General features: G+C 64.0%; 20 protein-coding genes. 6 read left to right on the forward strand and 14 right to left on the reverse strand.

Going from position 1 to position 22,846, the window contains the following annotated elements:
* Positions 1-92: 92 nt before the first annotated feature.
* Positions 93-971 carry a DUF975 family protein gene (locus tag ACZYTC_RS01735; protein WP_488988765.1) on the reverse strand — a complete coding sequence of 293 codons (879 nt, stop codon included), beginning with the start codon at positions 969-971 and terminating at the stop codon, positions 93-95.
* 374 nt (positions 972-1,345) lie between these two features.
* Here ACZYTC_RS01735 and ACZYTC_RS01740 point away from each other — a divergent pair, with 374 nt between their 5' ends.
* Positions 1,346-2,101 (forward strand): DUF3053 family protein, encoded by a 756-nt coding sequence (locus ACZYTC_RS01740; protein WP_488988766.1) that lies wholly within the window; start codon positions 1,346-1,348, stop codon positions 2,099-2,101.
* 178 nt (positions 2,102-2,279) lie between these two features.
* Positions 2,280-2,933, forward strand: coding sequence for a tetratricopeptide repeat protein (locus tag ACZYTC_RS01745; protein WP_434957792.1), 654 nt, complete (start codon positions 2,280-2,282; stop codon positions 2,931-2,933).
* A 47-nt stretch (positions 2,934-2,980) separates the two neighbouring features.
* Here ACZYTC_RS01745 and ACZYTC_RS01750 read toward each other — a convergent pair whose 3' ends face one another.
* Together ACZYTC_RS01750 and ACZYTC_RS01755 are read right to left on the reverse strand one after the other, a co-directional pair.
* Positions 2,981-5,173 carry a malate synthase G gene (locus tag ACZYTC_RS01750; RefSeq protein ID WP_488988767.1) on the reverse strand — a complete coding sequence of 731 codons (2,193 nt, stop codon included), beginning with the start codon at positions 5,171-5,173 and terminating at the stop codon, positions 2,981-2,983.
* Between the two features lie 269 nt (positions 5,174-5,442).
* Positions 5,443-6,891 carry an MFS transporter gene (locus ACZYTC_RS01755; protein WP_454815466.1) on the reverse strand — a complete coding sequence of 483 codons (1,449 nt, stop codon included), beginning with the start codon at positions 6,889-6,891 and terminating at the stop codon, positions 5,443-5,445.
* Positions 6,892-6,971: 80 nt separating this feature from the next.
* Between ACZYTC_RS01755 and ACZYTC_RS01760 the strand changes: the two genes are divergently transcribed.
* Positions 6,972-7,361 carry an ArsR/SmtB family transcription factor gene (locus tag ACZYTC_RS01760; protein WP_434957788.1) on the forward strand — a complete coding sequence of 130 codons (390 nt, stop codon included), beginning with the start codon at positions 6,972-6,974 and terminating at the stop codon, positions 7,359-7,361.
* 165 nt (positions 7,362-7,526) lie between these two features.
* Here the strand turns inward: ACZYTC_RS01760 and ACZYTC_RS01765 are convergent, their stop codons facing one another.
* From ACZYTC_RS01765 to ACZYTC_RS01815, 11 genes are all read right to left on the reverse strand, one after another.
* Complete coding sequence (locus ACZYTC_RS01765; protein ID WP_488988768.1) at positions 7,527-8,564, reverse strand: alpha/beta hydrolase; 1,038 nt, start codon at positions 8,562-8,564, stop codon at positions 7,527-7,529.
* 20 nt (positions 8,565-8,584) lie between these two features.
* Complete coding sequence (glcF, locus tag ACZYTC_RS01770; RefSeq protein WP_488988769.1) at positions 8,585-9,880, reverse strand: glycolate oxidase subunit GlcF; 1,296 nt, start codon at positions 9,878-9,880, stop codon at positions 8,585-8,587.
* A 2-nt stretch (positions 9,881-9,882) separates the two neighbouring features.
* Positions 9,883-11,061 carry a glycolate oxidase subunit GlcE gene (gene glcE / locus ACZYTC_RS01775; RefSeq protein WP_488988770.1) on the reverse strand — a complete coding sequence of 393 codons (1,179 nt, stop codon included), beginning with the start codon at positions 11,059-11,061 and terminating at the stop codon, positions 9,883-9,885.
* Positions 11,058-12,524, reverse strand: a complete 1,467-nt coding sequence (locus ACZYTC_RS01780; RefSeq protein WP_488988771.1) for an FAD-linked oxidase C-terminal domain-containing protein — start codon at positions 12,522-12,524, stop codon at positions 11,058-11,060. Before ACZYTC_RS01780 ends, glcE begins: the two co-directional genes overlap by 4 nt.
* Before the next feature lie 120 nt (positions 12,525-12,644).
* Positions 12,645-13,358, reverse strand: coding sequence for a type 1 glutamine amidotransferase (locus ACZYTC_RS01785; RefSeq protein WP_434957783.1), 714 nt, complete (start codon positions 13,356-13,358; stop codon positions 12,645-12,647).
* A gap of 90 nt (positions 13,359-13,448) precedes the next feature.
* The gene (locus ACZYTC_RS01790; protein ID WP_488988772.1) at positions 13,449-14,078 is read right to left on the reverse strand and encodes a hypothetical protein; all 630 of its coding nucleotides are present in this window, start codon (positions 14,076-14,078) and stop codon (positions 13,449-13,451) included.
* 101 nt (positions 14,079-14,179) lie between these two features.
* Complete coding sequence (gene copD, locus ACZYTC_RS01795) at positions 14,180-15,061, reverse strand: copper homeostasis membrane protein CopD (RefSeq protein ID WP_488988773.1); 882 nt, start codon at positions 15,059-15,061, stop codon at positions 14,180-14,182.
* Positions 15,061-15,453: a copper homeostasis periplasmic binding protein CopC gene (gene copC, locus ACZYTC_RS01800; RefSeq protein ID WP_488988774.1), complete on the reverse strand. Its 393-nt coding sequence runs from the start codon at positions 15,451-15,453 to the stop codon at positions 15,061-15,063. Before copC ends, copD begins: the two co-directional genes overlap by 1 nt.
* A gap of 92 nt (positions 15,454-15,545) precedes the next feature.
* Positions 15,546-16,916 carry a PepSY-associated TM helix domain-containing protein gene (locus tag ACZYTC_RS01805; RefSeq protein WP_488988775.1) on the reverse strand — a complete coding sequence of 457 codons (1,371 nt, stop codon included), beginning with the start codon at positions 16,914-16,916 and terminating at the stop codon, positions 15,546-15,548.
* 89 nt (positions 16,917-17,005) lie between these two features.
* On the reverse strand, positions 17,006-17,407 hold the full coding sequence (locus ACZYTC_RS01810; protein ID WP_488988776.1) for a DUF2946 family protein: 402 nt from the start codon (positions 17,405-17,407) through the stop codon (positions 17,006-17,008).
* A gap of 145 nt (positions 17,408-17,552) precedes the next feature.
* The gene (locus ACZYTC_RS01815) at positions 17,553-19,634 is read right to left on the reverse strand and encodes an acetoacetate--CoA ligase (RefSeq protein ID WP_488988777.1); all 2,082 of its coding nucleotides are present in this window, start codon (positions 19,632-19,634) and stop codon (positions 17,553-17,555) included.
* 265 nt (positions 19,635-19,899) lie between these two features.
* Between ACZYTC_RS01815 and ACZYTC_RS01820 the strand changes: the two genes are divergently transcribed.
* From ACZYTC_RS01820 to ACZYTC_RS01830, 3 genes are all read left to right on the forward strand, one after another.
* Complete coding sequence (locus ACZYTC_RS01820) at positions 19,900-20,574, forward strand: polyamine aminopropyltransferase (RefSeq protein WP_488988778.1); 675 nt, start codon at positions 19,900-19,902, stop codon at positions 20,572-20,574.
* Positions 20,575-20,667: 93 nt separating this feature from the next.
* On the forward strand, positions 20,668-20,982 hold the full coding sequence (locus ACZYTC_RS01825) for a hypothetical protein (RefSeq protein ID WP_434957775.1): 315 nt from the start codon (positions 20,668-20,670) through the stop codon (positions 20,980-20,982).
* Positions 20,979-22,844, forward strand: a complete 1,866-nt coding sequence (locus tag ACZYTC_RS01830) for an AsmA family protein (protein WP_488988779.1) — start codon at positions 20,979-20,981, stop codon at positions 22,842-22,844. Before ACZYTC_RS01825 ends, ACZYTC_RS01830 begins: the two co-directional genes overlap by 4 nt.
* The last annotated feature ends 2 nt before the right edge of the window (positions 22,845-22,846 follow it).

The raw sequence follows: 22,846 nt of genomic DNA on the forward strand, positions 1-22,846 counted from the left end.
CTGAAAGATCGTTGGATAAGCAGAGGCCGCGAGCGCCGCAACGGCTTCGCGGCCCGAGTCTAAGAGGAGGGAACTTTTCTAGGCACGAGGTCTCAATCGAACACATTCGCGACGGAGCCGGTCAAATCGATTCCGTCCTTGAGCAGGCGCAGGCGATAGGCCGCGATCGAATAGACCCCGATCGGCCACGCATACATCAGGGGCAAAATCAGCAGCATCATGATCAAAGCCGCGATGCCGCCGCCGGGACCGAATATGCGAGCCAGGACATTCACGACCACGAGATAAGCGAGCCAGATCACCCAGGTGAGGAGCATCATGCCGAAAAGAGGCCAGCGGTATCCGGCGCTGAGATAGCGGCTGCGGCGGAGCGCGCGGATTGGCCCCACATCCTCGTTGATGCAGATGACGAAGGAAAGAAGGTAGGGAAAGACCAGGAAGAGACCAAGAATGCCGATGATCAACGCAGCGACGATGAGGAAGCCGGGCGGAGCGCCAATGCCAAGGAACACAAGGCTGATCAAAGCGGCGATGAGGTAGAACGCGATGTAGGCAAGAATATAGATCAGCAATAAACCGAAGACGGGCAGGAATCTCCTGGCGCCGGCCAAGCAGGCTGCCATGAAAGGTTTGGCGGGATCGGCGTAACGATCATGAAGCAAGCGGATCATCGCGCAATAGAAGGCGAGCGACAGGAAGCCCGCCGCCAGGAGCAGCAGGTAGAATAAGGCGATGTTCCTTTGGATCGCCAATTGGGCCGCCAACCGGTCACCGCTCAATGCCGCCCAGAAAAACGAGCCGAGCAAGCCGAAGAAAATGGCGAACACCGCGAGCTGGAGCAGGAACACCCAGCCATAATTCCTCAGGCTGACGCTGAAGGCATCGGCGATGATCTGTCCGATGCCTAGAGGCTTGCTTCCTGGCTGGTCGGATGACGGCGAGACGACGGACATGAGAGTTCCTTTGCTCATGATCAATTCCGGAGCGCACTCGCGCCAGCCTATACGAGCAAGGCGCCAGCACAATTCAATAGAAGTGAGTATGCATTTCGGCAGGCTGGGGGCCCTGACGCAAGCTATCCTAGTGGCTCCGATGGAGAAACAGAGTCCCGTACGTTACATCCAGGTGTCGTGGACAAGGAGTATTCGACTACACCCCCATATCAACCAAGCGGGGGCACGGCTCGCTAAGACGTAGGGTTATTCTCGCGAGAATGACAATGTTCTGTGCTCTGATCTGGCAGAAGACGCACGTCAGGAGCGTCATTGTCCGAGATCATTGGAGCGATTCCGTAAGGACAGTTACCGAAGAAATTCCCAACATTCTTGGAAGGTAATTTCGGCGGATGAGCCTATTGCCAAAACAAGGGCAGCTGTTCCATAGCCCTATCCACTCATTTCCAATCAAGGGTCACGTGAAAACCATGCTTCGCAAATCGCCGTTGTGGCTGTCCATCGGGCTGTGCCTGCTTCTAGCGGCTTGCTTCAGCAAGGAGCCAGAGCAGCGCAAGGCCTATATGGAGTTTTTGCAGGCCCGCTTGGTCGATAACAAGGATGAGACGACATTTCCGGTCATGACACCCCGCCAGGAAGAAGCCTTCGGCCCTTACGCGGACAGCTTCAAGGTCATGCAGGCGTTCTTCGATGGCATGAACCAGCGCACGGGCGTGGGTCGCAACGGCAACAAGGCCATGCGCATGCCCGGCGCACCGGAGTTGATCGCCGATCCGACTTTGCTCGACAAGTTCAGTGAAAGCTTCCTGCGACGAGCCAGGGAAACCAAGATTTTGGTCGACACGGCGGATACGGCCAGGGCCCGGTTGCAGTTGCCGGATGAATTGAAGGCCGTCTACGACAAGGCCTATGATCGTACTGTGTCCAAGCGCGGTCGCGACTGGGCAAATCTGGAGCCGCAATGGACGGGGGTGACCGACCAGATGAAGAAGCTCGTCACCTTCGTGCGGCAGAACCAGAGCAAGATCCAGGTACAAGGCAACGGTCTGCTCACCGACGATCCGGCGATCCTGGCGCAGATGCAGGGCATCCTGAAGGATCTCTATGCCAGGCAGGACGCATTGAACAAAGCATTCGACGCCCTCTGAGCAAAACGCCTCGAGTGTGGACGTCCATTTGCTCTAAGCCCTTGTTTCGCTGTGCTTTTGCGATTCTCGGTGAATCTACCAAATCGCAAAACGCTTAGGTGCGGGTCTGGATTGACCTTTGCAGCCCGATCCGCCACAAGGTCCGGCAATCCCTCCCGCCCCACCCGGACACCGCAGCATGGCCGCCGAAGCAAAGTTGAAGAAAGCCGTCGAGCATCATCGCGAAGGCCGGCTCGATGCCGCCGAGGCCGGCTATCGCGAGATCCTGGCCAGTCGCGCCGGGGATTTCAACGCCCTGAACCTGCTTGGCACGCTCTTGCTGCAGCGCGGCGTGCATGACGAGGCCGAGAAGGTGCTCCGCCGGGCGGTCGAGATCAATCCCGGCAGCGCCGACGCACAGATGCGGCTGGGCCTCGCCAATCGTGGCCTCGGCAATGCCTCGCGTGCGGAATATTGCTTCCGTTCGTCCTTGAAGCTCGATCCCAAGGCGGCCGACACCCATTATAATTACGGCAATCTGCTTGCCTCGCTCGAGCGAGGCGACGAGGCGCTGCAGGCCTATCTTGCCTGCCTGAAGCTCGAACCGAACCATGCCGAAGCCCATATCGGCCTTGGCGATCTCCTCTTGCACAATGAACGGGCCGAGCCGGCCGCTGCCCATTACCAGCAGGCCGTGGCCTTGAGGCCCTCCTCGCCGGAGGCCCTTGTCGGCCTTGGCCGTTCGGCACGCGCCCTCGGCAAGAGCGAGGAAGCCCGGAAGATCTTCGAGAGGCTGGTCGAGCTCGACCCCGAGCATGTGGAGGCCAGGCAGACCCTGTCCGAGCTGGGATAACCAGCCTTCCTTACCCTCCTCGGGAGAAGAGGGTAAGGATGCTTCTTTCACTCAGCAGAACTAAGCGCCTGGGCTGCCTTGAATTCGCGCCGGCGCGCATGAAGCAGCGGCTCGGTATAGCCCGACGGCTGCGAGCGGCCCTCGAAGACCAGATCGCATGCCGCACGGAATGCCACCCCGTCGAAAGCGGGAGCCATCGCACGGTAGTGGGGATCGCCGGCGTTCTGGCGATCCACGACCTCCGCCATGCGACGCATGATCTGCCTGACCTCGTCCTCATCGACGATGCCGTGGTGAAGCCAGTTGGCGACATGCTGCGCCGAGATGCGGCAGGTCGCGCGATCCTCCATCAGCCCGACATCGTTGATATCCGGCACCTTCGAACACCCGATGCCCTGATCGATCCAACGCACGACATAGCCGAGGATGCCCTGCGCATTGTTCTCGACCTCACGGCGGATCTGCTCGGGCAGCCACTTCTGGTAGCTTGCGACCGGAATTTCGAGGATCGTCTCGACATAGGCGCGCCTGCCGCCTTTCGCCAGCGCGGCCTGCACCGCGAAGACGTTGATCTTGTGGTAATGCAGGGCATGGAGCGTGGCCGCCGTCGGGCTCGGTACCCAGGCGCAATTGGCGCCGGCCTTTGGGTGCTCGATCTTGGCTTCCAGCATGGCCGCCATCCGGTCCGGCATCGCCCACATGCCCTTGCCGATCTGGGCCTTGCCCGAAAAGCCGCATTGCAGGCCGATGTCGACGTTCTGGTTTTCGTAGGCGACGATCCAGTCCTTGCGCTTGATGAAATCCTTGCGGCTGAACGGGCCGGCCTCCATCGAGGTATGGATCTCGTCCCCGGTGCGATCGAGGAAACCGGTATTGATGAAGACGATGCGATGCTTCGCCGCCCGGATGCACTCCATCAGGTTGACGCTGGTGCGCCGTTCTTCGTCCATCACCCCCAGCTTGACCGTGTGCTTGGGCAGGGCCAGCACTGCTTCGACATGGGCGAAGACCTTGTCGGCGAAGGCGACCTCGTCGGGCCCGTGCATCTTGGGCTTGACGACATAGACCGAGCCGGCGACCGAATTGCGCAGGCCCTCGGACTTTTTCAGGTCATGCATTGCGATCAGCGTGGTCACCATCGCATCCATCAGGCCCTCGAAGACTTCTCCGCCATCCTGGTCGAGGATGGCTGGATTGGTCATGAGATGGCCGACATTGCGCACCAGCATCAGCGCCCGACCCTTGATCGTGACTTCGCCGCCATTGGGTGCCGTGAAGGTCAGGTCGGGGTTGAGCTTGCGCGTCATCTCGGCACCGTCCTTGCGGAAGGTCTCCGTCAGGTTGCCCCGCATCAGCCCCAGCCAGTTGCGATAAGCGACCACCTTGTCCTCGGCATCGACACAGGCAACCGAATCCTCGCAATCCATGATCGCCGAGATGGCGCTTTCCAGCCGGATGTCGGCAAGACCGGCCTGATCGCGACTACCGATCGAGTGGGCCCGGTTGAAGATCAGTTGGACGTGCAATCCGTTGTTGCGAAGCAGCACGGCGTCGGGCGCGCGCGGATGGCCGCGATAGCCGATGAATTTCTCCGGCTCGACCAGTGGCATGTCGTCGACAAGAAGCGCGCCGTTGTGGACATGATAGCGCCGGGCATCCGCATGGCTCGTGCCCTCGAGTGGGAAGGCCTCGTCGAGAAAAACCCGTGCCTTGGCCACGACGCGGGCGCCGCGGCCCCGGTTATAGCTGCCGGCCGGCGGTGGCCCGCCCCCTGCGTCGGTGCCGTAGAGGCTGTCATAGAGGCTGCCCCAGCGCGCATTGGCGGCGTTCAGCGCGAATCGCGCATTGGTGATCGGCACAACGAGTTGGGGACCTGCGACCGTGGCGATCTCGGGATCCACGTTCTCGGTCGCGATGGTGAAGTTGTCGCCCTCCGGCAGCAGATAGCCAATCTCGGTGAGGAAAGCCTTGTAGGCATTGCGGTCATGCGGCTGGCCGTGGCGCGCGAGATGCCAGGCGTCGATCCGAGCCTGCAGTTCGTCGCGCCGCTGCAAAAGCGCCTTGTTGCGCGGTCCGAACTCACGGACCAGCGCTGAGAACCCATCCCAGAAGGCCTGCGCCTCCAAACCGGTGCCGGGCAGGGCCTCCTGCTCCAGAAAGGATGCAAGCTCGGGCGCGACAAGCAAATCGCCGCGCGCCACGCGAGTGGCCGAGTGTCCGGCTTCAGCCGTATCGTTCATGGTGCTCCCTTATCAGTCAGCAATTGTCATGATCATGGCGGGTTCCGTGTGGATACGCCAAACATCCACGGTTGGGTATCGAATTTCCATCTGACGGAAACCTTGCGACGGCCTCATCGTCCTAAGGCAATGGGCGTTTCGGCGAATCCGCAGTTTGGCAGTGGATTCGGGGCTTCATTCTGGCGGCCCACCACTTTTCTCACGATTTGCCTGTCTGCGGGTGCGGCGGGGCGCTTGTCCACGCTCGCCGTCACATAGGCATGTTTGTCTTATGGCGCGGGTGTTCGCTTGATGCACAAGGCGGCGAGCAGCATGACGATGAAGAGGCCGATGGCGGCAACCCACATCGCCGTGCTCATGCCGGAGAGGGAGCTGCCGCCGGCGCCGATCACGCCGAACACCGCCACGCCGACCGCTCCTCCGGTTTGACGCAGGGCGTTGAGAACGCCGGAGGCAATACCAGCCCGGGTCTTCTCGACCGTGGCGAGCAGGGCGCCGATCATGGCGGGCACGGCGAGCGCCATGCCGCAGCCGATGAGCAGCAGCGGCCACCAGATATGACCGTAGCCGGCATCACCTCGCAGCTGCAGCGCGAGGACGACGAAACCGAAAGTGTCGATGGCGAGGCCGAGCACGATGGGCAACCGATTGCCCCAACGCACGGCAACGCGTCCCGACAGGATATTGGTGATCGCGATGAGACCGGTCATCGGCAGGAAGGCGAGGCCTGCGTTCAGTGGCGACATGCCGAGACCGTCCTGGAAATACAGGCTGAGCAGGAAGATGGTGCCGTAGAAGCTGACATTGAGCAGGGTACCGACCAGGGCTGCGGCCGTGAAGATCGGGTTGCGGAACAGGCTGAGCGGCATCATGGGTTCCGCCGTACGGGATTCAACGGCTAGGAATAGTGCGCCCGCCAGGAGGAAGACGGCAACTGCGCCGAGAATGACAGGGTGACTCCAACCCAGGGGCTCTCCCTCGATGATCGCCGCCGTCAGCGCCACCACGGTGATGATGCCGAGAACCTGGCCCGGCAAATCGATGGCGCGAGCATGGCGCTCGCGCGTCTCCTCGGTAAAGCGATACGCCATCCAAAGGGCGAGCAGGCCGACGGGCAGGTTGATCAGGAAGATGCTGCGCCAGCCGAACAGGGCGATCAACAGTCCGCCGAGGACAGGGCCGGCCACCATGGCAAGACCGCCGACGGAGCCCCAGACGCCGATGGCCTTGGCGCGCTCGGAGGGGTCGCGATAGGCATGAACAACCAGGGCCAGCGAAGGAGGCATCAACAGGGCGGCGCCGATGCCCTGCAGCACGCGAGCGGCGATGAGAGTGGTGCCGCTCGGTGCGAGGCCGCAGGCGAGCGAGGCAAGCGTGAACAGCGCGAGACCGAGAAGATAGAGGCGCTTGGCACCGAACCGGTCTCCGAGCGCGCCGCCGGTGAGCAGGAGCCCGGCAAAGGCGAGCGTATAGCCGTTCACCACCCATTGCAGCCCGGCGACGCCGCCCGCCATCAGGCCGCGCATCTGGTCGAGGCCGACATTGACGATGCTGACGTCGAGCTGCACCAGCGCAACCCCGAGGCTGAGAGCGGTCAGCCGAGCCGCTGGGCGGATCGGCCTGCCGAGCCCGGAACCGGTCGACCCGGCTGCCGAGGCCCAAACCGGCTCGCTTCCTGCTGCGCATGGTTCCGATACAGCCGGCTGCAGGCTTGTCATGATGAAATCTCTTCTTGAAAATTTATCGCATCTGCGATGTCATTTAAGTATGATATTATTCATACCTGGAAGTGCACCCATTGGCAATCAGCCAACGCGGGACGACTTCTTCGGATGGGGCTTGGATCGCAACGGAGGCGGCAATACCTGACCAGGACGATCCTCCAAGCCGCGAGGAGATCACTCTCGGCCCTGTATTGGCAGCCCTTGCCGATCCGCATCGGCGACGCGTGGTGGCGACGCTCGTCCTTGCCCCCGATGGCACGGAGATCGGCTGCTCGTCCTTTGGCTTGCCGGTGACCAAGGCGACCCGTACCTATCATTTCCGCATGCTGCGCGAGGCTGGCCTGATCGGCATGGTCGACTATGGCAATTGCCGTAAGACCTATCTGCGCCGGGCGGATATCGAGGCGAAATTTCCCGGCCTTCTAGCCTGGCTCGTTGCCGAGGTCGAGGCCACACCGAGTTGAGAGTGGGCTTTCGAGAGCTGCGCAGAGATTTGGAATTCAGTATACCGCATGGGAGATCTCCGAGAGCGAAATGCTTTTGAGATGCTCGAATCTAGCAGCGCGGAGACTGGGATGCTTCGGTGATGGCCGAAACGTGGCTGTCGTGAGAGCGGAAGCAAACAGCCTTCAGGGCGACGCCTTCGCTGTCGGACAGCCCGGCAGGTCGAACAGGGCGGCGAGGCCGCAGGACGACGTCAGCATCTTGTCGCCACTATGGCCCACACCCTGCACCAGCCACAGGCTGTGACGGGGCGTACCGCCGTCGCGTTGGCGCATCGTCGAGACATAGGCCTCGCCGCGGGCCAGGCGATAAGGACCCTGGGCTTCGGCCATGCAGGTCTTGTCGAGCGCGGGATGATTGGGATCGGTATCCTCCGTGCCGAGCAGATAGATCACGCGCCGGGCGGTATAGGTCTTCTCCAGCATATCCGGCGAGGGGGAGGCAAGATAGGCCGGGCGGGCCTGCATGCCGTATTTCCAGTCGTCGAAGCCCGGGCAGGAGGCGGCGATATCAGGCGCTGGCCGTTCAGACGAGAAATAGGCGTAGGAAGAGGGATTGGCGACGACATAGCGCACGCCGATGCCCATCGCGACTAGGGTGCTTTCGCCCTTGCCGGCAATGGCGTAGCGCTGCACCACCTGCCCACCGCCGGAATGGCCGGCAATCACCACTTCCCGCAAATGCGGGAACAGCCGACGGTCGGCGAGGCGCGCCAGGATGGCGTCGAGGGCTGCAAACGAACTGACCGGCCTGGGGCCGAGGGCATCCTCGCCACCCTGCCAGCTCGTCAGCGTCCAGCGCAGGATATCGGGCGGCAGGTCGAAGGCTTTCACATCCGTCTTGGCGAGAAATTGCGGCGCGATCATCAAGGCTGTCTGCCCTGCAGGCCCGGCGGCAGCCTGGGCCTTGAGGGCGGAGCGGAAATAGACATCCGCATCGCGCAGCCTCCCATGCAGCACCAGGACAGCGCGATCGATCTGCGGCAACGGCTTGGACCAGTCCGCCGAGACATAGAGCGGCAGTTCGCCGCCGCCGGGAACGGCAATGCGCCCGTCGGCGATGACCTTGACCGGCTTTTCGTTGGGAGACCGCTCGTCCTGAGCGAAGGCGCTGGCAGTCAAGGCAAGGAGCATGGCGAGGAACAGGCTGCCGAGCTTCGTCATCGAGTTCTCCATCCCAGGAATTACAGCCCCTTCGGTTTCGGTCCTCCGGTCGCCCAATCCAGGAGTTCCACCGTATGCACGATCGGCGTCGTGGTCCCCAGCGCCAACTGCGTCATGCAGCCGATATTGCCGGCGGCGATGATCTGTGGCCTGGTGGCGGCGATATTACCGAGCTTGCGTTCGCGCAGGCGCTCGGAAATCTCGGGCTGCAACATGTTGTAGGTGCCGGCCGAGCCGCAGCACAGATGGGCCTCTGCCGCCTCCTTCACCTGGAAACCGGCGCGCTTGAGTAAGGTCTTGGGCGCGGTCTTGATCTGCTGGCCGTGTTGCAGCGAGCAAGCCGCATGGTAGGTGACGCTTTGGCCGGTCTCGACCGTCACCGGCAGGGGCGGCAGCGTCTCCAGATATTCGCTGATGTCCTTGGCGATGGAGGAAACCGCGGCCGCCTTCTGCGCATAGGCGGGGTCGCCGCGCAGCATGAAGCCGTAATCCTTGATGGTGGTGCCGCATCCCGACGTAGTGATCAGGATGGCGTCGAGTCCTTTGGCCATTTCCGCCGTCCAGGCGTCGATATTGGCCTTGGCGTAGGCGAGGGCGTCCTTTTCCTTGCCCATGTGGTGGACGAGCGCGCCGCAGCAGCCTTCGCCCTTGGGCAGCACCACCTCGATACCATGCCGGTTGAGCAGGCGGATCGCGGCCTCGTTGATGCCGGGGGCGAGCTCGGCCTGGGCGCAGCCGGTGAGGAGCGCGACGCGGCCTTTCCTGGCGGTCTTCGGCGCGAAACTGCCGGGGCGTGTGGCAGAGGAGGCTGATGGCAGGGACGTCGGTGCGAGAGCCAGCATGGCGGCCAGCCGCTTGCCCTGGGGAAGCCTCGCCGCAAGGCCCGCAAAGGGACGGCCGAGCCGCGCCAGCGCCATACTCCAGCGAAAGGCCCGGCGGTTGGGCAGGACCTTGGCCATCAGCGTGCGCAAGAGGGCTTCGCCGGCCGGGCGGCGATAGGTCTTGTCGATATGGGCGCGGGCGTGGTCGACCAAATGCATGTAATTGACGCCCGAGGGGCAGGTCGTCATGCAGGACAGGCAGGACAGGCAGCGGTCGACATGTTTGACCACCTCGGCCGTGGCCGGCTTGCCGCCTTCCAGCATGTCCTTGATCAGGTAGATGCGCCCGCGCGGGGAATCGAGCTCATCGCCGAGCAGCACATAGGTTGGGCAGGTAGCGGTGCAGAAGCCGCAATGCACGCAGGTGCGCAGGATCTGCTCGGATTCCTTCATATGCGGGTCGGCGAGTTGGGCGAGCGAGAAATTCGTCTGCACGGTCAGCCTCCCAGGCGCCCGGTATTGAGGATGTTGGCGGGGTCGAAGGCCTGCTTCACCCTGGCGCTCAGGGCGGCGAGCGGACCCTCCTGCGCGCCGAAATGGAAGGCCTCGGCCCGGAAATCGGCGCTGGCCTTGATCAGCATGGCATGGCCGCCCTCGGCCTTGGTTGCCGAGACGATCGCCTTGGAAAATTCCGTCGTTTCGGGGGCCAGCAGCCAGATCAGGCCGCCGCCCCAATCGTAGAACAGCTTGATCTCGCCGAGCCAGCGCAGCGAGGCCCCGAGGGCGGCAGCCTTGGAAGGGGCCACCGAGAGGCGCCAGATCATGCCGTCCTGCTGCGCCAGCGGCGCGACATCGGCGATATCGAACCAGAAACTGCGGCAATCGTCACGGTCGAGCACGGCATGGTCGCCGAAGCGCGTGAGCAGGCGGCCAAGCTGGTCCCGGCGATAGGCGACGGAACTTTCGAAATTCTCCAGCCGGAGCACGGTCAGAGCCGTGCCGGCATAGAGGTCGGCCGGGACATGGGCGGCGGCCGAGACCTCGAAGGGGCTGCCGAGGCCCGAGGACATCAGTTCGATGGCCTGGTTGTCGTCAAGACCTTGCCAGACCAGGCTGGTGCTGGCCTCCGGCTTGGGTAGGACCTTGAAGATCACCTCGGAAAGGATGCCCAGCGTGCCCCAGGATCCCGCCATCAGCTTGGTCAGGTCGTAGCCGGTGACGTTCTTCATCACCCGTCCGCCACTCTTGACCGTCTCGCCCTTGCCGTTGACGAAGCGGACGCCGATCAGGCTGTCGCGACAGGCACCCGTGACGATCCGGCGCGGACCGGAGAGATTGGCGCCGACTAGGCCGCCGATCGTCGGCTCGGTCGGGGCGGTGCCGAGCAGGCGGCGCCAGTCGCCCGGCTCGAAGGGCAGCATCTGGCCGCGGGCGTCGAGGGTTGCGGCGAGCTCGGCCAGGGAGGTGCCGGCCCGGGCGCCGATCACCATCTCGGTCGGTTCATAGAGCGTGATGCCGGTGATGCCGCGTGTTTCCAGGATGGCGGAGGCATCCACAGGCCTGCCGATGCCGGCCTTCGAGCCGCCGCCGGTCACGGCGAGTGGAATTTTGTTCCGGAAGGCCTCGGTGACGATGCCGGCCAGCTCAGCTTCGCTGGTAGGGGAGAACGCCGTCATGCCGCCCAGCCTCCCGGCTTCATGTCGAGCGGGAAGACCTTGGCCGGGTTGAGCAGCCATTTGGGATCGAAGGCGAGCTTGAGGTCGCGTTGCTGGTCGAGATCGACCTGATCGAACTGCTCGCGCATCAGGTCGCGCTTCTCGATGCCGACGCCGTGTTCGCCGGTCAGGCAGCCGCCGGCTTCCACGCATAGGCGCAAGATGTCGAAGCCACAGGCCTCGGCCTTTTCGCGCTGGTCGGCGTCGTTGACATTGTAGAGTACGAGGGGATGCAGATTGCCGTCGCCGGCATGAAAGACGTTGGCGACGCGCAGCCCATGGGCTGCGGTGATCTCATCGATGCGCTTGAGCACCATCGGCAGTTGGCCGGTCGGGATGGTGCCATCCATGCAGATATAGTCGGCGATGCGGCCGGTGGCACCGAAAGCCGATTTCCGTCCCTTCCAGATCGCCGCGCTTTCGGCCTCCGACTTCGAGATCTTGATGGTGGTGGCTCCGTGCTGGCGCGCCATGGTCGAGATCAGGTCGAGCAGCCGGTCGATCTCGGCGTCCGAACCTTCGACCTCGATGATCAGCATGGCGCCGGCATCGCGGGGGTAGCCGGCATGGGCAAAATCCTCGGTGATCTCGATGGCGAGCCTGTCCATATATTCGATGGCGACGGGAATGATGCCAGAGGCGATGATGGCGGCGACGCAGCGCCCCGCCTCCTCGGGTGCGGCAAAGCCCACCAGCATGGGCCGGGCGCCCTCGGCCATCGGCAGGATGCGCACCACCGCCTCGGTGACGATGCCGAACTGGCCTTCTGAGCCGATGACGATGCCGAGCAGGTCATAGCCGTCGGCATCCATGGCGTCGCCGCCGATGTCGAGAATCTCGCCTGCCATCGTCACCAGGCGTACGCCGAGGATGTTGTTGGTGGTGACGCCATATTTCAGGCAATGGGCGCCGCCGGAATTCATGGCGATGTTGCCGGCGATGGTGCAGGCGAGCTGGCTGGAAGGGTCGGGCGCGTAGAAGAAGCCCTCATGCGCCACGGCGCCGGAAATGCCGAGATTGGTGATGCCGGCCTGCACGCGCGCAAGCCTGTCCGGCAAACGCAGTTCCAGCACCTTGCTCATCTTGGAGAGGCCGACGACCACGGCGTCCGCCTGGGGCAGGGCACCGCCGGCGAGCGAGGTACCGGCGCCGCGCGGGATGACGGGAACGCCATCCTGGTTGAGGAATTTCAGGATCGCCGCGACTTCCTCGGTGGTCTCGGGCAGCACCACGGCGAGCGGTACGGCCCGATAGGCGGTGAAGGCGTCGGTCTCATAGGCACGGCGCTCGTCCTCGCTGATGATCAGGTTCGCCGCGGGCACCAGCTTGGCCAGGCCCTCGATGACAGCCTGCCGCCGCGCCAGGATGGCGGGGTCGGGAGGCGGCATTGGAATGCCGGTGGTCGATGGCGTGCCTTCAGGCATGGTTGGTTTCCTCCAGCGATGCCGAATCCGGCATCGCGCCGATGTGTCAGGCCCTACCAGGGGCCATTTTTACGGCCTCAAGGTAGTAACCATGCATGCTTTATTGAATTTTTGCCGCCATTATCGCGCGAGCCGCATGAAATTTCGATAGACAATGGCCGCGTTGGCCTCGAAGCCCTCGGCATGGGCAGCGATGTCGGCCTGCAGGCGCTCCATGGCGCCTTCGCCATTGGTGCGCTCGAGCGCGGTCCTGTATTCGGGCACGCAGCCCCATTGCTGCACGGCGGCGTTTTCGGCCTCGACATGATACTGCATGCCCCAGGCCCGTGGCGCGGCACGAATGGCCTGAACCGGGCAAAGGGGCGAAGAGGCCAGCACCGCGGCGCCCTCGGGCGGCTGGGCGACGCGCACCGAATGCCATTGCAGGGCGCGGAAGCGCGGCGCGAAGCCTTCGAACAACAGGTCGGCCTGGCCGGCTTCCGTTACATCCACATCGAAGACGCCGACCTCGGGCGGTGTCTGCGGCCCGCAGGTCCCGCCAAGCGCGTCGGCGAGAAGCTGATGGCCGAGGCAGATGCCGAGATAGGGCTTGCCGAGCTCGCGCACCCAGCGGCGAATGACACGCTTCTCCTCGACCAGCCAGGGAAACTGGTCGACGTCCCACACATCCATGGCACCCCCCATGACCCAGAGCGCATCATAGGGATCGAGCGCGGGGATGGTGCCGCCTTCGTCGAGTTCGACGGCATCCCATTCGATGCCGTCGCGGGCGAAGAAGGAGCGGAAAATGCCGGGATGCTCGGAGGCAAGATGCTGGAGGACGAGGATGCGCATGGCGGGATGAAAGCCGTCAATAATCGAATGGTCAGACCATCCGACAAGCAATCATCGCTTCGTGCAAGCCCTATTGTCGCTCCAAAACCCTCATCCGGCCGGCAAAGGCCCCGAAACAGGCGCGGTGCGTCGCCGCAGGCCGAGCCAGAGGACACCGCCGACCAGAAAGGCGAAGCCGCCGAAGGTTGCCAGGCTTGGCGGATGCGCGGGCACCTCGCTCCAGCGCGGCGATACGACGTCGGCAGTGTTGAACGCCTCGCCGCTGAAACGGCAAAGCACCAGTGCGGCATTGTTCCTGACCATGTCGAGCCCGACCTTGTCGACGAGGGCGCGCACGTCAGCGCGGTCTCCGCGGGTCTGCCTGAGTTCGAGCAGCAGGGCCTGGGTGCCGGCGAGATAGGCATGGCTGCATTCGTTGAAGGGGCTTTCCTCGTCCTTCAGGCTGCCGGGTACCAGGCCACGGAAACAGAAGAAATACTGCCAGTCGACGAAGGCGCGTAGCCGGCGCGCGGTCTCGTCGAGGCCGGTCTGGCGGTCGGCGACGGCGAGAATCGCCAGCATATTGTCGGCGATGACAGCCATCTGGCCATGGGTGAGATTGGGGATGGGAATGCCTGCCCCCGTACCATCGCCATCGGACGTTTGGCGATGGGCGAAGGCGGAGGTCGCCAGCAGGGCAAGCAGCAGGGCTCCGATGAGGCGGCCGGCGAGGCTGAGCACTCCGCTTGTTGTATTCCTGCCCGGCATCCGGCCCTGCCTTCGACTGCCTCTGCCCCCGAGGGCAGCTCTCCGGCAAGGCAAACCGTGATACGGCCTGCCTGTCAAGTCGGCTCGATCATGCCGAAGAGACTGACGAGGACGAGTACGCCGGCTCCGAGCAGCAATTCCGCGACGGTGAGACAGCTCAGCAGCCGCAGCGACCTCGTCCGCGCCAGGCGGATTCGGGGAACGAGGAAGTAACGGTTGGTCAGGGCGATCGCGATCATGATACCGACGAGGCCGATCTTGGCGGCGAGCAGGGCCTGGTAGGGGGAGGACCAATCCGTCGGTGCGCGGCCGAGAACGAGGGTGGTATTGGCGATGCCGGTGACGACCACGAGCGACACCGCGACATGGCCGACGGTCGAAAAACGGCGAAGCGCCTGGGTGGCGGGAGGGGCAGGAAAGGCATCCCCGAGCATGATCAGGCAAGGGAGGAGAGGGATGAGGGCACCGAGCCAGGCGCCTGCCGCGAGCAGATGCAGCATGTGGTTGCCCCTCTGCAGCAGGCCAGGCCAGCCGCTCAGCATGGCGGAGTGACCGGTCAAGGCCAGGCTGGCGAGAAGCAGGCCCGAGCAGAGGGCAAGTGCGGGCAACCGGCGCGGCCCAAGCAGAAACACGGCTGGCAGACACGCGGCAAAGACGAGGCGCCATTGCCAGGCGCGACCGAAGCTGCTGTCGGTCAGCACCGAGGTGATCAGGGCTGGATCGAGCGTGTCGGCCCAACCGTCACCGATCTCGCCGGTTTTCAGCAGGAGCCAAGCCGGGGTGGTCGCGGCGGCAAGGCCGGCCGCCACGACCAGTATAATTCTCAACCGCTCTACGAGCCGTTCGGCCAGTTGCTTCGGCGCCAGTATGGCGAGGAAGGCGCTGGTACCGAACAGGGCCATCGCTGCGGCATAATGCAGGAAGCGGCAGGCCTGGAGAGCGGTTTCGAGATCCATCAGGGCTTCACGTCGAAGGAATAGCTGCCCTTGACCTTATGGCCATCCTTGGAAAGGACATGCCATTGCACCGTATATTTGCCCGGCGCGAGCTTGGCTGTAACGGGCACGGAGAGGCTGGCCTCGTCATTGCCGAAATGGGTGGGATCGCCGGTGGCGACGGCTTTCTGATCCGGACCGGTCAGGCTGACACCCGAGAATTTGAGATCGACGCCTTCGCTGAAATGCAGTTCCAATGCGGCGGGCGCAGCCGCGACCACGGCATTGTCGGCCGGTGCCGCAGATTTCAGATGGGCGTGGGCCAGAGCCGAGCCGGCTGCCGTCAGGCTGAGGGCGGCGGTGAGCGAAAGAAGCGAGGGATTGCGCATGAGAGACATGATGTGAACTTTCATGGTTAGTCCGCCATCATCGGCGGGGCAGGATGGAAGCGATAGCGAGGCGGTGAAGGCAGACCCCGCCGCCTCGAAGCTGCGAATGGCGCCGTTCAGGCAAAGGCGCGGCGCAAAGGCGGCACGGTGCGGATGACCAGGAGATCGAGCGCCACCATCACGGCGATGGCGAGCCCCGTGATGGGAAAGGCGAGGCCGACGGCGATGGCCACGATCCACAGGCCGCGATAGACGCGGGGATCGCTGGGATAGGGCGGCACGCCGAGCCTGCCGCTCGGGCGGCGCTTCCACCACATCATCACGCCGGAGACGCTGGCGAGGATGATGGCAAGGCAGGTCGCCAGCATCACCAGCTGGTTGGCGAGGCCCCATTGCTGGCCCTGATGCACGTTGATGCCGAATTCGATCGCCTTGGCGACGCCGCCGAAATCCGCGAATTTGAGATCGACGATCGGTTTGCCCGAATATTGGTCGATATGGATGGTGCGCTCCTTGGCCAATTCGTCCGGGAAGATCGCCGCGGTGTAGACGCCGTTTTCTTCGGTCGGCAGCACCATCTCGAAGCCGGGTGCGATGCCCAAACCGCGCGCGACGGCAACCGCGCGGTCGAGCCCGATCGCATGGGTGTAGGGCTGGGCCGATTGGGGCACCGGCGAATTCTCCACCGTCCAGCCGGCCTTGCTGACGACGTCCTGTAGCGGCACGGTGGACGTCGGCGTCTCGTCCCAGAGCTGGGTGGGGTAGCCCAGCCCCGCCTGGGTCGCGAAGCCATTGAGCTGCTTGCCCCAGAACCCGGCCCAGGGCAGGCCGCTTGCCGCCAGGAAGAAGATCACCAGTCCGGCGAAGGCGCCGGTGACTGCGTGGAGGTCACGCCACCACACCCGGCGTGCCGGCGTGCCCCGAAGGCTCACCACGCCGCCGCTCTGGCCGCGGGGCCACCACAGATAGATCCCCGTCGTTACCAGGATAAGGGCAAAGCCGCCGACGGCCTCGATCAGCCGGTTGGTGAAGGTGCCGAACAGTTCTAGGCTGTGGATCTTCTTGATCAGCCACATCGGCTCACGGTCGGCGCGCACGGCATCGAGCACCGCGCCGCTATAGGGATCGAGGTAGACATAATGTTTGCCGCCGTCGTCCTTGTAGGTGACCTTGGCCGAGGAGGTTGCGTCCGCGGGTTCGGTATAGGCGGTGGCGGCGGCCTCGGGCTTGCCTTCGAGGGCCTTGTCGACCAGCTCTTCCGGCGACAAGGCCGGCGTACCGGGATTGGCGACGATGGTGCGGTAGGCAAAGAGCGTGTGGTTGATCTCGTCCTTGAACAGATAGAGCGAGCCGGTGACGGCCAGCAGGATCATGAAGGGGACGCAAAGCAGGCCGGCATAGAAATGCCAGCGCCAGATGGCGCGCTGTAGCGACAGGCGCGAAGGCGGAGCGACCGCGAGGGCGTCCGCGCCATGGGAGACGGTCATGGTTGTGTCCTGAGTTGCCCTTCGCCCGCGCACAGCCAAGGGGCTGCGTACGGCGTCAGGCCGAAAACAAAAGGGAGGTCGTTCTCAGGTCACGCCATCGGTGGTCCGCGCGGCTGGGCGGCCGTGCGATGCAGGGAAGGAGGAATGTGGGTGTCCGCCGCCCAGGGGGCGAGGGCCGCCAGGACGGCCAAGCGCCGCGGCAGGTCGATGCCGGCCGGCGAGGCAGGCCCGCCGAAGCCGGGGCAAAGTATGCAGCACTCGGCCTCATGGCCGCGATGGTCTGCGGGCGGGCCAGACCCCGCATCGGTGATTCCCATGCCGTCGCCGGCGCAGACGATTTCGAGCGCGGCGAGATTGCGGTCGAGTGTGTCGGCCCGCAATTGCGGGGCCATCAGCACGCCCATCAGCAGGCTGTTGACCAGCAGCGCATAGACAGCGAGGGCCGTGATGACGGCCTTCGTGATGTCCCTGCTTATGCGCGAAGCGAGCACTGCTGCCGGTTCCTGATGGGTCTTGCCGAGGCGCGCCGGATGAATGCCGGCGCCATGATCATCTTGTCATTGCCGGGCTCGGCCCGGCAAGAAACAACTTTGTCGCGTATCTTAAGCCGAGTCGGTGCATGCCGACCCGCGGGGGTCAATCCCTCAGCGCCGGCAGGTCCTTGTAGAGGGCCAGCGCCTCGGGATTGGCCAGGGCCTCCTGGTTCTTGACGGTGCGGCCGGCGACGATGTCACGCACGGCAAGCTCGGTGATCTTGCCGGACTTGGTGCGCGGGATATCGGCGACGGCGATGATCTTGGCCGGCACATGGCGTGGCGAGGCACCGGTGCGGATCTGGCGCTTGATGCGGTCGATGAGGGCATCGTCCAGGGCCACGCCCTCGCGCAGGCGCACGAACAGCACGATGCGCACGTCACCTTCCCAATCCTGGCCGATGGCGAGCGATTCCAGCACGTCCGGGATCTTCTCCACCTGGGCGTAGAGTTCGGCGGTGCCGATGCGCACCCCGCCCGGATTGAGCGTGGCGTCCGAACGGCCATGGATGATCAGCCCGCCATGAACCGTCCATTCGGCAAAATCGCCATGGTGCCAGATGTTGTCGAAGCGCTCGAAATAGGCCGCTCGGTATTTGTGGCCCCCTTCATCGTTCCAGAACATCACCGGCATGGAGGGGAAGGGACGGGTGCACACCAGCTCGCCTTTTTCCTCGCGCACGCTCTTGCCGTCGTCGTTCCACACGTCGACCGCCATGCCCAGGCCCGGCGCCTGGATCTCGCCTGACCACACCGCCCCGGTGGGATCGCCCAGCACGAAACAGGAGACGATATCTGTTCCGCCCGAGATGGAGGCGAGGTGGAGATCGGCCTTCACGTCCTCATAGACCCAGCGGAAGCCCTCGGGCGACAAGGGCGAGCCGGTCGAGGTCATCAGCCTCAGCCCGCTCAGGTCGTGAGTCTGGCGCGGGCTCAGCCCGGCCTTGTGGGCCGCATCGATATATTTGGCCGAGGTGCCGAACATCACGCCCTTCTCGCGCGTGACGAAATCGAACAGCACGCTCGCCCCGGGGTGGAAGGGCGAGCCGTCATAGAGCAGCAGCGTCTCGCCATTGGCCAGGCCTGCGATCAGCCAGTTCCACATCATCCAGCCGCAAGTAGTGAAGTAGAAGCTGCGCTCGCCCGGCCGCAAATCGCATTGCAGGCGATGCTCCTTGACGAGCTGCAGGAGCGAGCCGCCGGCGCCGTGCACGATGCATTTGGGCACGCCCGTGGTGCCGGAGGAATAGAGGATGAACAGGGGTTGGTTGAAGGGCAGCGGCTCGAATACCACTGGCTTGGCCCGGTAGGGCGCGGTGAGGATGGCCAGTGTGGTGCCTTCCGGGATCTTGGCCGCCACCGTCTCGGCCTCGCCGAGATAAGGCACCACCACCGTCTTGCAGCCGAGTTCTGCGGCGATCGCGATCACCTTGGCGCCGTTGTCGATGCGCTTGCCAGCATACCAGTAGCCGTCGATGGCGAAGAACAGCTTGGGGGCGATCTGACCGAAGCGGTCGAGCACGCCGCGCTCGCCGAAATCGGGCGAGCAGGAGGAGAAGATTGCGCCGATCGAGGCGGCTGCCAACATGATTGCCACCGTCTCCGGACGGTTTGGCATCATGGCGGCGACACGGTCACCCACCTGGACCCCCTCGGCACGCATCGCCTGCTGCAGGCGCGAGACGAGGTCGGTGAGCTCGCGCCAGCTCAGGGTCAGGCTTGCCTTGTCCTCACCCTGGAAGATCAAGGCGGGCTCGTCGTCGCTGCGCGGCAGCAGGTTCTCGGCGAAATTCAGCCTGGCATCCGGGAAGAAGCGCGCCTTGAGCATGTCGTCGAGATCGCTGGCGACCCGCTCGCCCTTCTCGCCCTTGATGCCGCTGTCGTCCCAGATCAGGTTCCAGAAGTCGGCGGCGCTCTCGACGGACCAGCGATGCAGGTCGTGATAAGTCTTCAGCGACAGGCCATGCCGGGCATTGGCGGTGGCGATGAAGGCCGCGACCTGCGTTCCCGCGACACGCGCCGGCGAGGGGATCCATAACGGCTTATCGTCGGCCGGCTCGGCAGGCGCCTCTGCGGCATCGGCCAGCGCTTCGTCGGACACTGGCTTGGATGGTTTCCGGGCCTTGTCGTCCTTGGCCGTCGTTTCCTTGCTGGTGGTTTCCTTGGCAGTGGTTTCCTTGACCATGTCCTCGGCTGTTTCCCTTTGCTTCGGCGCTTCCCTAAGCCACAGCGCGCATCGCTCTTCGCAACTGCAGTATGACGATTTTGCTCGCTAAGGAAGAGGCTTGATGGTTTCGGCGGGATATCGGCAAGGCATGTATTTATCTCGAGCTTGCCAAAGAAGGCGTGCCGGCGAGGCTCGGCGATATTCATCCCGACCGCTCCAAAGACCGCCCCTTTGCCATTACTCTTGCTATAAGGGCCGCTTCTCGGGCCGGGGAGCAGGGCCGATGGAGATCTGGACGGAACTCGACAGCGTGGTGACGGCGGATGGCGACCAGATCGCCTTGCGCCGGCGTGGCGGTCTGTTTGACATCCGTTTCAACGGCTGGGAGCTGATGTCGAACCATGATCCCCGCTCGGAGATCGCATTGGCTCGAACCGTCTGCCAGTGTCTGGGCGAGGAGGAACCGCGCATCCTGATCGGCGGCCTCGGCATGGGCTACACGCTGAGGGCGACGCTCGACGCCGTCGGCCCTCGGGCGCGCATCCTGGTGTGCGAACTCCTGCCTGAGATCGTCGCCTGGAATCGGAGCGTACTTGCGCCGCTCGCAGGGTATCCGCTGGCCGATCCCCGTGTGGAGGTCCGCACCGGTAGCGTCGCCGATATCATTGCCGCTAAGCCCGGCGGTTTCGATGCCATCCTGCTCGATACCGACAACGGCCCCGATTATGTGGTGCACGAGCCGAACCACGCGCTCTATTCAGGCGAGGGAATTGCCCGCATTGTTCGGGCCCTCGCACCGGGCGGTATCGCCGGCCTGTGGTCGGCCACCCAGTCGGCGGCTTTCGAAGCCAATCTGGTGGCCTCGGCATGGCCCTGGCGGCGCGAGCGGGTATCGCTTGGGGAACCGGGGCAGGAGCCGTTTCACGTGGTATATGTGATCGGCGCGCCTGCCGGATGAGAAATGCACGAGCCGCAGGGCCAAACACGGTGCCTCTCTCTTCCGGCTTTCTTAACCATGCCGACCCATCATGGCGGGATTGGAGGCACGCGATTGTATCGTACCCGTCTAAGCAAATTCCTCCTGATCGTGCCCATGGGCACGATCAGGAGGAATTTGCAAAATATCGAACATTTGCAGAGTTTTCAGGCGCGACGCATCCGTGGACCGCGCCAGAAAACTGTGCTTGGTCGACGACCTGCTGCGCCGCTTTTCCCGCATGGCGGCTTTGCCACAACCAAGCCTCGCTTTTACCATGATGGACTGCCATTTATAATGGATCGAGTTTGTGATTCAGCTCCGTCGCCCGGGCGCATGGCAAATGTCACCAACCACTCTTTGATCGAGCGAGGCGCGGAAACGGCATGAAGCGTATTGGGCTATCCCTGGCCGCTATCGCCGCTGCGCTTGTTGCACTGGTGTTGACCGTTCCTTGGCTGACGCCGGAAAGCGTGTTGCGTGACACGTTCACCCGCGAAATCGTCGCCCTGACCGGCCGCACGCCCATTATCGAGGGGCAGGTGCATCTGGCCTGGGCGCCACTGCCGACGCTGATGATCGAGAAGGTGACCATTCCCGGGCAGGAGGGCCTGCCGCCATTGCTGGTGGCCGACAAGATGCAGGGCACGCTCCGCCTGGCGCCGCTGGTGATCGGACGCATCGAGATATCAAGCCTGATGCTCAAGCGTGCCAGCATTGGCCTTACCGCGGGCAAGGGTGGCGCGCGCTCTTGGGAATTCAAGGAAGGTGTGCTGGCCGAGGCGGCTGCCGGGCACTTCGACAAGCCGATGCCGGTCAAGACCATCCGGCTCGTGGACGGCACCATTCGTTATAACGACAATGCCTCGGGCCGGGCGACCTCCGTTTCGGTCGGCGATGTTACTTTCGCCTGGGCGGGCCGCAGTGACGCGATGTCGGCGGCCGGCATAATCAATTGGCGTGACCGTGAGACCGAGATCGCCGTGGCGCTTGCCGATCCCGCCAGCTTGATTGCCGGCGGCAAGTCGGATCTGCGGGCACGCATCAAGGGTGACACGCTCAACCTTGCCGCCAGCGGCATGCTGGACGGGGAGGGGCGGCTTGACGGCAAGGTCTCGGCCAGCGGCGCTTCGCTGCGTGACACGCTGCGCTGGCTCGGATTTGCCTTGCCCGCCGGACACAGCCTTGCCGCTTATGACCTGCAGTCGCCGCTGTCGCTCGACCGCAGCGCCATTTCCCTCAACGAGGTGCAACTCTCGCTCGACGGCAATGAAGCCGAAGGCTCGCTCACCGTCGAATTCGGCAGGGAGCGCCCGAAGGTCAGCGGCACGCTTGCCGCCGATACGCTCGATCTGAGTGCCTATTCCAACGAACTCCAGCTCGCGGACGGTCGGCCACGCAAATGGCGTGCCGATCATATCAGCATCAACAGTCTGCTGGTCAGTGATCTCGATCTGCGCATTTCCGCCGGCGAGACAACCATCGACAAGGTCCATCTCGGCCGTGCTGCGGCCACCGTCTCCACCCGCAACGGCCAGCTCGAACTCGCCCTCAGCGAGGCTGTCGCCTATGGCGGCACGCTCAAGGGCAATATCGCGCTCAAGCCCGCTGACAAAATGACCGTACTCGCCGCGACTGCCAGCTTCGAAGGCATCGACATGGGCAGTGCGCTGGGCGATCTCTTCGCCTTTCGGCGTCTGGAAGGAACCGGCACGGGAACGATGGCGGTGAACGGCACCGGCGCTTCCATCGCCGAGCTGTCGCGCTCGCTGCAGGGACAGGCCAATATCAGCGTCTCCGGAGGCTCTTTAGTCGGCATCGATCTCGCCAGCCTGATGCAGAAGATCGAGCGGCGGCCGCTCTCTGCCCGTTTTGAATCTTCCTATGGCGGCCGCACCACCTTCGACCTTGCCAAGGCCAGCTTCAAAATCGCCGACGGCATGGCCAAGACCGCCGACTGCCGCATGGAGAACGGCTCCCTTTCAGTTTCGCTGACGGGGGATGCCAATATCGCCCTGCGCAGCCTCGACATGGCTGGCGTGGCCAATTGGAGCGACGCCGATGCCGCCAATCCCTTCCGACTGCCTTTCCGCGTCTATGGGGGCTGGGAGGTGCCGGTGGTCGAGCCCGATACCGAGGCGCTGATCCGCCGTTCGGGTGCCGCCGCTCCTCTGCTGCGCAGCTTCATCCGGCCGGGCCGCGACGTCACGCAGGACACCGGCAAGAATCCACCTGCCTCGGCGGCGCAGTAGGA

This window comes from Labrys sp. F242 (assembly GCF_057813875.1).

Bases quoted from the DNA above. Each gene is read 5' to 3' on its own strand.
- ACZYTC_RS01740 (WP_488988766.1), top strand. From the start codon at position 1,346: ATGAGCCTATTGCCAAAACAAGGGCAGCTGTTCCATAGCCCTATCCAC.
- copD (WP_488988773.1), bottom strand. From the start codon at position 15,061: ATGGATCTCGAAACCGCTCTCCAGGCCTGCCGCTTCCTGCATTATGCC.
- ACZYTC_RS01785 (WP_434957783.1), bottom strand. From the start codon at position 13,358: ATGCGCATCCTCGTCCTCCAGCATCTTGCCTCCGAGCATCCCGGCATT.
- ACZYTC_RS01815 (WP_488988777.1), bottom strand. From the start codon at position 19,634: ATGGTCAAGGAAACCACTGCCAAGGAAACCACCAGCAAGGAAACGACG.
- ACZYTC_RS01820 (WP_488988778.1), top strand. From the start codon at position 19,900: ATGGAGATCTGGACGGAACTCGACAGCGTGGTGACGGCGGATGGCGAC.
- ACZYTC_RS01805 (WP_488988775.1), bottom strand. From the start codon at position 16,916: ATGACCGTCTCCCATGGCGCGGACGCCCTCGCGGTCGCTCCGCCTTCG.
- ACZYTC_RS01780 (WP_488988771.1), bottom strand. From the start codon at position 12,524: ATGCCTGAAGGCACGCCATCGACCACCGGCATTCCAATGCCGCCTCCC.
- ACZYTC_RS01755 (WP_454815466.1), bottom strand. From the start codon at position 6,891: ATGACAAGCCTGCAGCCGGCTGTATCGGAACCATGCGCAGCAGGAAGC.
- glcE (WP_488988770.1), bottom strand. From the start codon at position 11,061: ATGACGGCGTTCTCCCCTACCAGCGAAGCTGAGCTGGCCGGCATCGTC.
- ACZYTC_RS01830 (WP_488988779.1), top strand. From the start codon at position 20,979: ATGAAGCGTATTGGGCTATCCCTGGCCGCTATCGCCGCTGCGCTTGTT.
- copC (WP_488988774.1), bottom strand. From the start codon at position 15,453: ATGAAAGTTCACATCATGTCTCTCATGCGCAATCCCTCGCTTCTTTCG.
- ACZYTC_RS01735 (WP_488988765.1), bottom strand. From the start codon at position 971: ATGAGCAAAGGAACTCTCATGTCCGTCGTCTCGCCGTCATCCGACCAG.
- ACZYTC_RS01745 (WP_434957792.1), top strand. From the start codon at position 2,280: ATGGCCGCCGAAGCAAAGTTGAAGAAAGCCGTCGAGCATCATCGCGAA.
- ACZYTC_RS01750 (WP_488988767.1), bottom strand. From the start codon at position 5,173: ATGAACGATACGGCTGAAGCCGGACACTCGGCCACTCGCGTGGCGCGC.
- ACZYTC_RS01765 (WP_488988768.1), bottom strand. From the start codon at position 8,564: ATGACGAAGCTCGGCAGCCTGTTCCTCGCCATGCTCCTTGCCTTGACT.